General features: G+C 72.4%; 9 protein-coding genes. 4 read left to right on the top strand and 5 right to left on the bottom strand.

Annotation, left to right across the window (positions count from 1 at the left end; translation table 11 throughout):
• Positions 1 to 241: 241 nt before the first annotated feature.
• Entirely contained in the window at positions 242 to 1,519 is a 1,278-nt protein-coding gene (locus DEO23_RS04875; RefSeq protein ID WP_109274915.1) for a hypothetical protein, read from the top strand.
• A 182-nt stretch (positions 1,520 to 1,701) separates the two neighbouring features.
• On the top strand, positions 1,702 to 3,105 hold the full coding sequence (locus DEO23_RS04870; protein WP_109274914.1) for a hemolysin family protein: 1,404 nt from the start codon (positions 1,702 to 1,704) through the stop codon (positions 3,103 to 3,105).
• 23 nt (positions 3,106 to 3,128) lie between these two features.
• Here DEO23_RS04870 and DEO23_RS04865 read toward each other — a convergent pair whose 3' ends face one another.
• Positions 3,129 to 4,466: an arginine deiminase gene (locus DEO23_RS04865; RefSeq protein ID WP_109274913.1), complete on the bottom strand. Its 1,338-nt coding sequence runs from the start codon at positions 4,464 to 4,466 to the stop codon at positions 3,129 to 3,131.
• Positions 4,467 to 4,716: 250 nt separating this feature from the next.
• On the opposite strand from DEO23_RS04865, the gene DEO23_RS04860 reads away from it, so the two are divergent.
• Together DEO23_RS04860 and DEO23_RS04855 are read left to right on the top strand one after the other, a co-directional pair.
• A complete protein-coding gene (locus DEO23_RS04860) occupies positions 4,717 to 5,835 on the top strand; it encodes an adenosine deaminase (protein WP_338067810.1) in 1,119 nt (372 codons plus the stop codon).
• Between the two features lie 64 nt (positions 5,836 to 5,899).
• Complete coding sequence (locus DEO23_RS04855; protein ID WP_109274912.1) at positions 5,900 to 6,568, top strand: pentapeptide repeat-containing protein; 669 nt, start codon at positions 5,900 to 5,902, stop codon at positions 6,566 to 6,568.
• A gap of 28 nt (positions 6,569 to 6,596) precedes the next feature.
• Here the strand turns inward: DEO23_RS04855 and DEO23_RS04850 are convergent, their stop codons facing one another.
• From DEO23_RS04850 to DEO23_RS04835, 4 genes are all read right to left on the bottom strand, one after another.
• Positions 6,597 to 7,742 (bottom strand): aspartate-semialdehyde dehydrogenase, encoded by a 1,146-nt coding sequence (locus DEO23_RS04850; RefSeq protein WP_109274911.1) that lies wholly within the window; start codon positions 7,740 to 7,742, stop codon positions 6,597 to 6,599.
• On the bottom strand, positions 7,739 to 9,106 hold the full coding sequence (locus DEO23_RS04845) for an aspartate kinase (protein ID WP_109274910.1): 1,368 nt from the start codon (positions 9,104 to 9,106) through the stop codon (positions 7,739 to 7,741). The genes DEO23_RS04850 and DEO23_RS04845 overlap by 4 nt, the downstream gene beginning before the upstream one ends.
• Before the next feature lie 229 nt (positions 9,107 to 9,335).
• Complete coding sequence (locus DEO23_RS04840; protein ID WP_109274909.1) at positions 9,336 to 10,898, bottom strand: mannitol dehydrogenase family protein; 1,563 nt, start codon at positions 10,896 to 10,898, stop codon at positions 9,336 to 9,338.
• Positions 10,899 to 10,974: 76 nt separating this feature from the next.
• A complete protein-coding gene (locus tag DEO23_RS04835) occupies positions 10,975 to 11,904 on the bottom strand; it encodes a sugar-binding transcriptional regulator (RefSeq protein WP_109274908.1) in 930 nt (309 codons plus the stop codon).
• Between the last annotated feature and the right edge of the window lie 88 nt (positions 11,905 to 11,992).

Below are 11,992 nucleotides of genomic sequence, written 5' to 3'. Positions count from 1 at the left end.
CGAGGCGCACAGTCGAACACCCGGGAGAAGTCCGTGCATCCATTCGTGCGCCGATGCACAGGACATGCACTGACCAGCACCCGAAGTTTGCCGGGGTTTGGCGCGGTCCCGGCTCCACGGATGCTGTCCTGTTCATACAGTCTACGGAGCTTTCCGCAGGATCGACCAGAGAACAGCCAGGAACGGGCCGCGAGCCCGGGGACGTCAGGGCGCCGGCGGGCGCACGGAGGGGGACGAGCACGTGCCGCAGCAGCGCCCCCTCATCGGTGCCGCCGTCCTGCTCGGCGTGCTGCTCCTGCCCGCCCCGGCGCTGGCCGCGGGGTCGGACGGGTCCGACGGCAGCGCCCCGGACGGCGCGGGCGGCGGCAGGTCGGCATCGCCGTCCTCGGCGCTCCCCACGGTCTGCTCGGCGCTGACCGTCGCCGCCGACCACGAGGAGGTCCGCGCCGGCGACGACGTCGAGGTCGAGGCCTGCGGGTTCTCCGGGACGACGACGTCGGTCGACGTCACCGTCATCGGCTCCACGACCAGCAGCGAGGGCACTGCCGAGGTGAAGCCCGACGGCACCGTCCGCACCCGCGTCACCCTCCCCCGGACCGGCAGCTTCCGCATCACCCTCGAGGGGCGCGACAGCAGCGAGTCCGGCTCGGTGAGCGTGGAGGTCCACGACGGGGACGGGGCACAGGAGACGTCCGAACCGGCGGCGAAGGACTCCGAGGGCGACTCCTCCGCGGGAACCGACGGCACGGCGGGCGAGGAGCCGACCGGCGACGCCGGCTCCACGGCCTCCGAGGGATCCGAGGGATCCGACGGCACCTCCGACACGGGCTCCGACTCGCGGTCCTCCGACGCAGCGTCGGACACGGCGCCCGGCGCATCGTCCGGGCAACCGGCCGACGGCGCCTCCCCCACCCAGGACGGCGGGCAGACCTCCGACCGGCCGGACGCCCCCGTTGCGGAGGATCCGCAGGCGCCCGACCCTCAGCACGAGCCGGGTGCGGGCTCCGCAGCCGACGACGCCGGCAGCGATGATCGCGGCTCCGACCCCGCGGGGAGTCCCGGCTCCTCCCCCGCCTCCGATGGCGCCGCCGATCAGGACGAGGGCGAGGTGGCGCCGGCCTCCGAGGGCCGGGGGTCGCACCAGGGCAGCGCATCGGGCACGTCCCGTGATGCCGACGCCGGGGCCGGGGCGACGACCCGGGAGGCTTCCGGGACCGGGAGCGACCAGGACTCCGGATCGCTGCCTGCCACGGCCGCCCCCTCCGACGAGGGAGCGGCGTCACCGCCCCCGGAGAACGGCAGTGACGGGTCCGACCCGACGGCCACCGGTGCCTCCTCCGAGGGCTCCACCGCGCCCGCGGCGGGCGCCGGGACGGACGAGAAGCAGCTCCGGGCCTCGCGTCAACAGGATCACCGGTCGGAGGGGATGTGGACGCCGGTGCGCATGGCGGTGCTGTCCTCGCTGATCACCGTGCTCGTCGCGAGCGTCGCCGGTCTGCTGTGGTGGGACCGCCGCTGATCGGGAGGCGGTTTCCGCAGTAGCGGCGAGTGCAGGGCCTCTGCTTAGATGGAGGTCCCCATGGACGCTGAATCCACCGCCCACAGTCCCGGGCCTCGCGGCGTCACGCTGCGAGGCCTACCTCCGAGAGAACCGGGCTCGATCGAGCCCGTCCCGCGCCCGTCGAGGGGCGGTGAGACTCCATGGACGTCCTGCTGAACTGCCTGATGGTGCTGCTGTTCGTCCTGATCGGCGGCGTCTTCGCAGCCACCGAGATGGCGCTCGTATCGCTCCGCGAGGGGCAGCTGCGCCAGCTGGAACGGGCGTCGAAGGCCGGCCGGAAGGTCGCCGACCTGGCCCGGGACTCGGGCACCTTCCTCTCCGCCGTGCAGATCGGCGTGACGTTCGCCGGGTTCCTCTCCTCCGCGTTCGGCGCTTCCACCATCGCGCCCAGCATCGTCCCGGTGTTCGTCGGCCTCGGCATCCCCGAGGGCATCGCCTTCCCGGCTGCGCTGGTCCTGCTGACCGCCGTCGTCTCGTACCTGTCCCTGGTGCTGGGAGAGCTGGTCCCGAAGCGGATCGCGCTGTCCCGCAACGAGAAGGTCGCGACGGTCGTCGGCCCGCCCCTGGCGAAGTTCGCGGTGTTGATGAAGCCGCTGATCTGGATCGTCGACGTCTCCTCGGCCGGAGTCCTGCGTCTGCTCGGCATCGACCCGGACGACGACAGCTCCACGATGAGCGACGAGGAGGTCCGGGACATCGTCGTCAGCCATCAGGGATTCGATCCTGCGGAGCGGGACATGGTCACGGACCTGTTCCAGGCCTCCACCACGCTGCTGCGCGAGGTGATGCGTCATCGCCGGGACGTGGTGGCGCTGCCGGACGGCCTGACGCTGGGCGGAGCGGTCGCCGCCGTGCGCGACCATCCGTTCTCGCGGTACCCCGTCTTCCACGACACCATCGACGACGTAAGCGGCTTCGTCCACATCCGTGACCTCTACGAGGCCGTCGGGGAGACAGGCCCCGAGGCGGAGCTCACCACGGTGCTCCGGCCCGTGCTGATGCTGCCGGGGACATCGCCCCTGCTGCCGGCGATGACCCAGATGCGCAGCACCGGGCACCACATCGCGATGGTCGTCGACGAGTACGGCGGCACCGACGGGCTCGTCACCCTCGAGGACCTGATCGAGGAGCTGGTCGGCGAGATCTGGGACGAGTACGACGCCGCCGAGCACCGCGAGGACCTCCGCCTGCACGAGTCGGAGACCTTCGACGGGCAGACCAGCCTGGAGGACTTCGCGGACCGCGCCGGGATCTCGCTGCCCGAGGGCCCGTACGAGACGATCGCCGGATGGATGCTGTGGCGTCTGGGTCGCCTGGCGGACATCGGGGACATCGTGGAGATCCAGCCGGTCCGGGCCGAGTCCCCCGAGGACGAGCAGCCAGAGGCCGCCAGGCACCAGCTCGAGGTCGTCGAGGTCGAGAACAACCGGATCACCGGGGTCAAGCTCCGCACCGCCATCCCCAACCCGCAGCCCTCGCAGGAGGGCGTCACGGAGAGCACGGGAGAGGGGAAGCGGCCGACCTCGGCGTCCTCGGGCGACTGATCCGCCGGGGCCGGCGTCCCGCCCTAGAGTCCGACGGGATCCCGTTCGATGGGGCAGGTCATGCAGTGGCCGCCGCCGCGTCCGCGCCCCAGCTCCGCGCCGCGGATCGTGATGACGTCGACCCCGGCGTCCCGCAGGGCGGCGTTGGTCTGGGTGTTGCGGTCGTAGGTGATGACCACGCCGGGCTCGAGGGCGACGGCGTTGTTGCCGCTGTCCCACTGCTGGCGCTCCGAGGCGTAGAGGTCGCCGGCGGTCGCGACCGTGCGCAGCCTGTCCAGCCCCATGGCCTCGGCGACCACGTTCACGAAGCGACGGTCCCCCTCGTCGCGCACCTCCAGACCGAGCGGGGTGTCGGCGGGGCGGATGGTGAAGGCGTGGATCCCGTCGACGATCGCCGGGTGCACGGTCGCCAGATCCCGGTCGGCGAAGGTGAACACGGTGTCCAGGTGCATCGCCGCCCGCAGACGCGGCATCCCGGCGACCACGATCCGCTCCACGGTGCCGGCCGCGAACAGGGAGCTCGCGAGCTGGGTGATGGCCTGCCGGGAGGTGCGCTCGCTCATCCCGATCAGCAGGGTCCCGTCGCCCACGGGCATCACGTCGCCGCCCTCGAGGGTGGCCTGCCCCCAGTCCTGCTCGGCATCGCCCCACCACACGCGCGACCCCGCGAAGCGGGGATGGAAGCGCTGGATCGCCTGCATCAGCAGCGTCTCGTCCTTGCGGGCCTGCCAGTACAGCGGGTTCAGGGTCATCCCCTCCCCGATCCAGCAGGTGGTGTCGCGCGTGAAGAGGGTGTTGGGCAGCGGCGGCAGCAGGTACTCGGGCGTGCCGACGGACTCCCGCGCCAGGCTGGCGTAGTCGGTGCGCAGCTCGGCCGGCAGCTCGGTGGTGGCCATCCCGCCGATCAGCACGCGGGCGAGCGAAGGGCCGTCGAGGGTCTCGAGATGCTCGCGGGTCGCATCCACCAGACCCAGGCCCACCCGGTTGGGGATCACCTTGCGATCCAGCAGCCAGGAACGAGCCTCGGGCATCTCCACCGTGTGTGCGAGCAGGTCGTGCAGCTCGAGCACCTCGATGTCGCGCGAGGTCAGGGTCTCCACGAAGTCGGCGTGGTCCTTCTGCGCGGCCTCGACCCACATCACGTCGTCGAACAGCAGCTCGTCGCTCGTGGACGGCGTCAGGCGCTCATGGGCGAGTCCCGGTCGGCACACCAGCACGGTGCGCAACCGCCCCACCTCCGAGTGGACGCCGAAGGACGGCCTCGGACCGCCCGCCGTCCCTGCCCCGGTGCCGGAGGCGGCGGTGGTCGTGGCGCTCGAGCGGGATGCGGTGGGTGCGGGCGCGTCGTTGCGGTCTGTCATGGGTCCTCCCCGGGTCGGCCTCGGCGCACGGCGAGCGTGCGTCCTCGGGTGCACCCTCGCATGATGTCGCACGAGCAGGCGATGCGGTGCGGAACCCGGCCGACGAGCGTCGCGTCCTCCGGTCACGCGCGTCGCCTCCCCCGGTCACTTGCGGGGGTGCCACCCCCGAAGCGGCGGGGTGCGGGAGCGGCCGCGGGCGGCAGAGGGGATACTCGTACGGGTCCGGACCACGACCCCGCCAGGAGCTCCGATGCCCATGACCCCCGACGCCCCGCTCGGCACGGCCCTCTCGCCCTCCGGGTCGGACGGCCCTGCTCTGCCGCTGGTGGTGCTGCACGATCACCTCGACGGGGGTGTGCGCGCGTCCACGGTCCTCGAGCTCTCCCGCGAGTTCGGCATCGAGCTGCCGGAGGGGACGGTCGAGGGCCTCGCCGACTGGTTCTTCGAGGCCGCCGACTCCGGGTCCCTGCCCCGCTACCTGGGGACGTTCGCGCGGACCCTCGCCGTGATGCAGACGGCCCGGGCGCTGCGGAGGATCGCCCGGGAGTTCGTCGAGGACATGGTGGCCGACGGCGTCTGCTACGCCGAGACCCGCTGGGCACCCGAGCAGCACACCGAGGGCGGGCTGAGCATGGCGGAAGCCGTCGCCGCCGTGCGCGAGGGGCTCGAGGAGGGTGTGGCTGCGGCCGCCGCGGCGGGGCAGCGCATCGTGGTGGGTCAGATCCTGTGCATCATGCGCCAGAACGATCCGCGGGTGGCGGCCGATCACGTCGTCGACCTCGCGATCGCCGGGCGGGGCGAGGGCGTGGTGGGCGTGGACCTGGCCGGGCCGGAGGACGGCTTCCTCGCCTCCCGGTTCCGCGACGCGCTCGAACGGGCCCACGATGCCGGCGTTCACGTGACGATCCATGCCGGCGAGGCGGCGGGCATCGACTCGATCGCCGACGCGTTGGACTGCGGGGCCGAGCGCCTGGGCCACGGCGTGCGGCTCGTCGACGACCTCTCCGACTCCGGTCCCGGGCCGACGGCACGACGCGTCCGGGACCAGCGTGTGCTGCTGGAGGTCTGCCCGAGTTCGAACCTGCAGACGGGAGCCTTCGCGGACATGTCCTCCCACCCCGTCGAGGCGTTGCGACGCGCGGGGATGCGCGTGGCCGTCAGCTCGGACAACCGCCTGATGAGCCGCACCTCGACCTCCCGGGAGCTGCGACGGATCATCGACGTCCACGGCTGGTCGCTCGCCGAGCTCGAGCGCGCCGCCCTGGAGGGGCTGGACGCCGGGTTCGCCCCCGACCAGCAGAGGCATGCGCTGCGCGAGGATGTCGTGGTGCCCGCGTACCGTGCGGCGCGAGCCGCAGCGGAGCGCTGAGAGCGCGTCCGTCGGCCGGTCCCCGACCACGCATCCAGCACTCAGCCCCACGAAGGAGCGCCGCATGGCTGCCCGCCGCACCTCCCGCACGACGTCGGCCCCGCGATGGGAGCAGCTGGTCCTCCCCGACCTGGAAGAGGCCGACGGTGCCGTCCTGACTCCTGGCGCGTCCCTCGAGGGGCTCCGGGTGACGTCGGCCGACATCAGCGGACGGGACCTGCACGACCTCGTCCTCAGCGAGTGCGAGCTCGTCGATGTCCTCGCCCACGAGACCGACCTGCGATCGGCACGGCTGTCCGAGACGCGCGTCCGGTGTCTGGGCGCCCCGGTGCTGCGCGCGGGCCGGACGACCCTGCGGGACGTGGAGCTCTCCGCCTCACGTCTGGGCGCGGTCGAGCTGTTCGACGCGGAGCTCGACACCGTGCTGATCAGCGGCTGCAAGGTGGACTGGCTGAACCTGCGTGGCGCCCGACTGACCGATGTCACGCTGCGCGAGTGCACGCTCACCGAGCTCGATCTGGGCGAGGCGACGTGCGAGCGCGTGGCCCTCGAGGACTGCCGCGTCCAGACGCTGACGATGAATGCTGCGCGATGCCAGGACGTGGACCTGCGCGGTCTGGAGGTCGACTCGATCGTCGGGCTCGACGGCCTGCGCGGGGCCGTCATCGACGGCGTCCAGGCCACGGCCTGGGCGCCGTCGTTCGCCGATCACCTGGGGATCCGCCTGGAGTGAGAGCGGGGCGGGCGGGCCCCGTCCGCCCTCAGCGCTGGTGGCCGGTGGCGAGCAGCTCGGCGATCTGGATCGCGTTCAGGGCGGCGCCCTTGCGCAGGTTGTCGGCGACCGCGAAGAGCACGAGGCCCTTCCCGCCGGGCACGGACTGGTCCTGACGGACCCGGCCCACGAAGGTGCCGTCCTTGCCGGCGGCCTCGAGCGGCGTCGGCACGTCGACCACGGTGACGCCCGGGGCCGCATCGAGTGCGGCCTGCGCCTGCTCCGGGGTGATCGCCTGGTCGAACTCGGCGTGCAGGACGACCGCGTGGCCGGTCACCACCGGGACACGCACGCAGGTACCGGCCACCGGGAGCTCCGGGAGGTCCAGGATGCGCCGCGACTCGTTGCGCAGCTTCTGCTCCTCGTCGGTCTCGCCGGAGCCGTCGTCGACCTCCTTGCCCGCATAGGCGAGGGCGTTGAAGGCGATCGGCTTGATGTAGGTCTCGGGGGCCGGCAACTCGATCGCCGAGCCGTCCAGCGCCAGGTCCTCGAGGTGGTCCGCGGCGGCGCGCACCTGGGCGGCCAGCTCCTTGACCCCTGCGACGCCGGAGCCGGAGACCGCCTGGTAGGTGGCGACCTTCAGGCGCGCGAGGCCCGCCACGTCGTGCAGCGCCTTGAGGGCGGGCATGGCGGCCATGGTGGTGCAGTTGGGGTTCGCGATGATCCCGCGCGGCCTCTCACCGATCGCGTCGGGGTTGACCTCGGAGACTACGAGGGGCACCTCGGGGTCCTTGCGCCAGGCCGAGGAGTTGTCGACCACGACGGCTCCTGCTGCCGCGAAGCGCGGGGCGAGCGCCTTCGAGGTCGAGCCGCCCGCGGAGAATATCGCGATGTCCACCGGGTCGGTCTCGAGGTCGGCCGTCTCGGCGTCCTCGACCACGAGCGAGGTGGCCGCGTACTCGACGCTGGTGCCGGCGCTGCGGGCGGAGGCGAAGGCGCGCACGGCGCGGTGCGGGAGCGCGCGCTCGGCGAGCAGGGCGAGCATCACGCGACCCACCTGGCCGGTCGCGCCGACCACGCCGATCACCGGGCCCTCGGCGGAGTAGCCGGGGGTGGCGGAGAAGTCGGCGTCGGCCGCGGGCTGCCCGCCCTGGACGAGCTGGGGGTCCTGGGCGCTGGGGGAAGTCTGGGTCATCGTCCGGTCCCTCCGTAGACCACGGCCTCGGTGTCCTCGGCGTCCAGGCCGAAGGCGCTGTGGACCACGCGGACGGCGTCGTCCAGCCGGGAGATGTCGGTGACCACGGAGATACGGATCTCCGAGGTCGAGATCATGTCGATGTTGATGCCCGCTTCCCCGAGGGAGCGGAACAGGGTCGCCGAGACGCCCGGCGAGGACTTCATGCCGGCGCCCACGACGCTGAGCTTGCCGATCTGGTCGTTGTAGCGCACCTCGGAGTAACCGATCGCCTCGCGCGCCTGCTCGATCGCCTCGAGCGCACGCTCGGAGTCCGCCTCCGGGAGGGTCAAGGAGATGGCGACGGTGTCGTTGGTCGTGGAGGTGTTCTGCACGATCATGTCGATGTTCGCGCCCGAGGAGGCGACCACGTCGAACAGCAGCGCGGCCTTGCCGGGCTGGTCGGGGACCTCGACGACGGTGATCTTGCCCTCGCTGCGGTCGTGCGTGACGCCGGAGATGATCGGCGCCTCGAGGCCTGGGTCGTCGGTGAACTCCACGGGGATCTCCTTGCTGGGGTCGGCCGCATCCAGGCGCGGCACGTCGGCGATGCGGATGGTGACGTCGGGGTCCACGGGGACGACGCGCTCGAGGTCGCTCGAGACGATCGTCCCCAGGCGCCCCGAGAAGGAGCTGCGCACGTGCAGCGGCACCTCGTAGCGGCGGGCGTACTCGACGCTGCGACCCATCAGGATCTTCGCGCCGTTGGCGGCGAGGTCGAGCATCTCCTCGCACGAGATCACGGGCACCCGGCGGGCAGCCGGGGCGATCCGCGGGTCGGCCGTGAACACGCCGTCGACGTCGGAGTAGATCTCGCAGATGTCGGCCTCGAGGGCGGCGGCGAGAGCGACCGCAGTGGTGTCCGAGCCGCCGCGGCCCAGCGTGGTGATGTCCTTCGTGGACTGGGAGACGCCCTGGAAGCCGGCGACGATGGCCACGTGGCCCTCGTCCAGCGCGGTGCGGATGCGCCCGGGGGTGACCTTCTGGATCAGGGCCTTGCCGTGGACCTCGTCGGTGATCAGGCCGGCCTGCGAACCGGTGTAGGCGCGGGCCGAGATGCCGCTGTTGTTCAGCGCCATCGAGAGCACGGCCATCGAGATGCGCTCCCCGGAGGTCAGCAGCATGTCGAGCTCGCGGGGCGGGGGGTTCGGCGTGACCTGCTCGGCGAGGTCGATGAGGTCGTCCGTGGTGTCTCCCATCGCGGAGACGACGACGACGACCTCGTGTCCGGCCTTGGCGTACTGCGCGATGCGCTTGGCCACGCGGACCACCGAGGGGGCGTCGGCGACGGAGGATCCGCCGAACTTCTGCACGACCAGACTCATCGGGTGCGGGCTCCTTCGGGTGACCGGAGGCGCGTCACCGGCGCGACGCGCGACCGACGGTGGACACGATGGGCATGCCCGCCGAGGCGGCGAGCACCGTGTGTCCGCCGCCGGCGCGGCGGGCACTGTGTGAGTCTACGATCCTGGCGCATACCGGCAGCGGGGGCTCCCGATGCACGGACAGGGCGTGGCCCGTGTCACGTCGCGAGGGTCAGGAGGTGCGGATCGCTCACACCCGGGCGCGGAGCTCTCGGAGCAGAGCGCGGGCGCCCCGGGTGCGCAGCACGTCCAGCGCGTGCAGGTACGGGGTCGTGAACGCGTCCTGCTCGACGAGGTCGCCGAAGAGCTCGGCGTCCCGCAGGAAGGCCAGAGGGTCCTCGTCGTGCCGGGCGGCGGCGGCCATCACCCGGTCGCGGAGGCGGTCGACGACCGGCCACTCCTCCCCGTCCTCCCCGGTGCCCTCCGCGTAGCGGGCCCAGGAGGCCACGGTGGCCGCGCACGCGTCGACCGAGCCTCCTGCCTCGAGGATCTCCCTGATCATCGGCACCAGCCAGGTGGGGATGCGGTCGCTGGACTCGGCGGCCAGGCGCGCGAGGGTGTCGCGCACGTGCTCATTGGAGAACCGCGCCATCAGCTCGTCCTGGTAGCCGTCGAGGTCGATGCCGGGCACCTCGGGCAGCGTCGGTGTCGCCTCGCGCTCCATGTACAGCACGCGCGTGAAGGGGGCCAGGTCCTCGTCCTGGGCCGCTTCATGGGCGTAGGTGAGCCCCAGCAGCAGCCCGAAGTAGGCGATCGCCTGGTGGGAGCAGTTCAGCAGCCGCAGCTTCATCAGCTCGTAGGGCTCGACGTCCTCGACCATCTGCACGCCGACCTGCTCGTAGGCCGGGCGGCCCTGGGGGAAACCGTCCTCGAGCACCCATTGCACGAAGTCCTCGCTGACCACGGGCCAGGCGTCCTGCACGCCGTACTCGCGCGCGACCATCTCGATGTCGTCCTCGGCGGTGACCGGGGTGATCCTGTCGACCATGCAGTTCGGGAAGGCGACGTGCTCCTCGATCCAGGGGGCCATCGGCTCGCTCCCGTGCAGACCGGCCTGATCGCGCAGTCGCGCGTACTCGAGGATCATGCGCTGCGCCAGATCACCGTTGCCGCGCACGTTGTCGCAGGACATGACGGTGAACGGCGGAGCCCCTGCCGCACGACGACGCCGCAGGGCCTCGACCACGAATCCGAACATCGTCCGTGGGTGGCCGACCGGACCGGGAGCCGCTGCTCCGTCGGCGCCCGCGCGGCTCGTGTCCTCGAACCGTGTGCGGAGGTCCTCGAGGACCCCGGGGGTCTCGCGCCGGAACTCGCCGGTGGAGGGATTGACGTTGTAGCCGCCCTCGGTGACGGTGAGGGAGACGATGCGGGTGCCCGGGGCGGCCATCCGCGCGAGCACGGCCTCCGGGTCGTCGGGCGCGAACAGGTACTCGGCGATCGAGCCGATCACGCGCGGGCCCCGGGTGCCGTCGGGCGCCTTCGTCACCAGGGTGTACAGGCCGTCCTGGGCGTGCAGGGCGTCTCTCATGCGCGAGTCGCCGGGCAGCAGCCCCACCCCGCACAGCGCCCAGTCGCGATCGCGGCCGGCGCGGAACAGCCGGTCCAGGAACATCGCCTGGTGGGCTCGGTGGAAGCCGCCGACGCCGAAGTGGACGATGCCGATCTCCCGCTCCTTGAGCGGGTACCGGGGGACCTCGACCCGGCCGGAGGCCTCGATCTCGGGCAGGGCGGCAGCAGCGAGCGAGGTCATGGCTCATCCTTCGTCATCGGCGGATGGAGGTGGCGCCGACGATACCAGCGGCCCTCGCAGATGAGCGGGGCAGACCTCACCCGAGCACACGCGCCACCTGGTCCGCGAGCTCGGAGGAGAGCACGAGATCGTCGACGAGGCCCGCCCGCGCGGCAGCGATCACCGCCTCGGGATGGCCGACGGCCGGCGCGACCGCGACCACGTGGGTGCGTCGGAGCTGCTCGGGGCTGACGCCGATCACGCGTTCCTCGATGCCCGGATGCGCGATCCCGCCCTCGCGGTCCACCAGCACCCCGGCGCATTCGGCGACCACGCCCGCCTCTCTCACCCGGCCGCGCTCCTTCTCCGAGAGCCTGCTCCACAGCGTCGAGGCACCGGACCACCAGGCTCCGATCGAGACCGCGGCGACGTCGATCTCGTCGGCCGCCTCGAGCGCGGAGCGGACCTCGTCCATCCCCCGCAGAGAGGCCGCGACCTCGGGGGAGTCGACGATCAAGGGGGTGGGCAGGGCCCAGATGCCGCCGCCGGTGAACGATCCCAGCGTGTGGATGAGCGCCGAGGAGTGGGCACTGGAGTAGCCGTGGGCGCTCAGCGGGCCGACGAGCTGCACGAGGTCCACCCGCGGCAGCACGTCGAGGGCGTCGGGCAGGTGCACGAGGGTGCGGGACCAGGCGATCCCGAGGCGTCCCCCGTCGCGCAGCAGGTCCGGGAGCAGACGGCCCACCTGTCGCGCCAGCGCGGCCCGCATGGTCTCGTCGACGCGTGGGGAAGCCACCACGACCCGGGAGATGCCGAGCGCGTCCGCCAGCGGCGCGAGGTCGCGACCGGAGTCCGCCGGATCGTTGATCCGGATCTGCACGATGCCCTCCGAGCGGGCCTCCTCGAGGAGACGGGCAACCTGGAAGCGCGAGAGGGCGTGCTGCTTGGCGATGTCCACCTTCGATCGCCCCTCGAGGTAGTACTCGGTCGCCAGCAGCGCCTTGAGCGAGCCGTCGTCGGCCGCCATCGGACCTCCTCGTGCGATGCATCTGGTAGCGGGCTGCCGCGTCCCCGCGCGCGGGCCACGGCGGGCGCCGGGGCCCGCGGGACGTGCC

Origin of the sequence: Brachybacterium endophyticum, assembly GCF_003130585.1 — a bacterium.
Classification (GTDB): domain Bacteria; phylum Actinomycetota; class Actinomycetes; order Actinomycetales; family Dermabacteraceae; genus Brachybacterium; species Brachybacterium endophyticum.
This window is presented reverse-complemented; position numbering and strand designations above follow the sequence as displayed.

Bases quoted from the DNA above. Each gene is read 5' to 3' on its own strand.
- DEO23_RS04870 (WP_109274914.1), top strand. From the start codon at position 1,702: ATGGACGTCCTGCTGAACTGCCTGATGGTGCTGCTGTTCGTCCTGATC.
- DEO23_RS04865 (WP_109274913.1), bottom strand. From the start codon at position 4,466: ATGACAGACCGCAACGACGCGCCCGCACCCACCGCATCCCGCTCGAGC.
- DEO23_RS04860 (WP_338067810.1), top strand. From the start codon at position 4,717: ATGCCCATGACCCCCGACGCCCCGCTCGGCACGGCCCTCTCGCCCTCC.
- DEO23_RS04855 (WP_109274912.1), top strand. From the start codon at position 5,900: ATGGCTGCCCGCCGCACCTCCCGCACGACGTCGGCCCCGCGATGGGAG.
- DEO23_RS04850 (WP_109274911.1), bottom strand. From the start codon at position 7,742: ATGACCCAGACTTCCCCCAGCGCCCAGGACCCCCAGCTCGTCCAGGGC.
- DEO23_RS04845 (WP_109274910.1), bottom strand. From the start codon at position 9,106: ATGAGTCTGGTCGTGCAGAAGTTCGGCGGATCCTCCGTCGCCGACGCC.
- DEO23_RS04840 (WP_109274909.1), bottom strand. From the start codon at position 10,898: ATGACCTCGCTCGCTGCTGCCGCCCTGCCCGAGATCGAGGCCTCCGGC.
- DEO23_RS04835 (WP_109274908.1), bottom strand. From the start codon at position 11,904: ATGGCGGCCGACGACGGCTCGCTCAAGGCGCTGCTGGCGACCGAGTAC.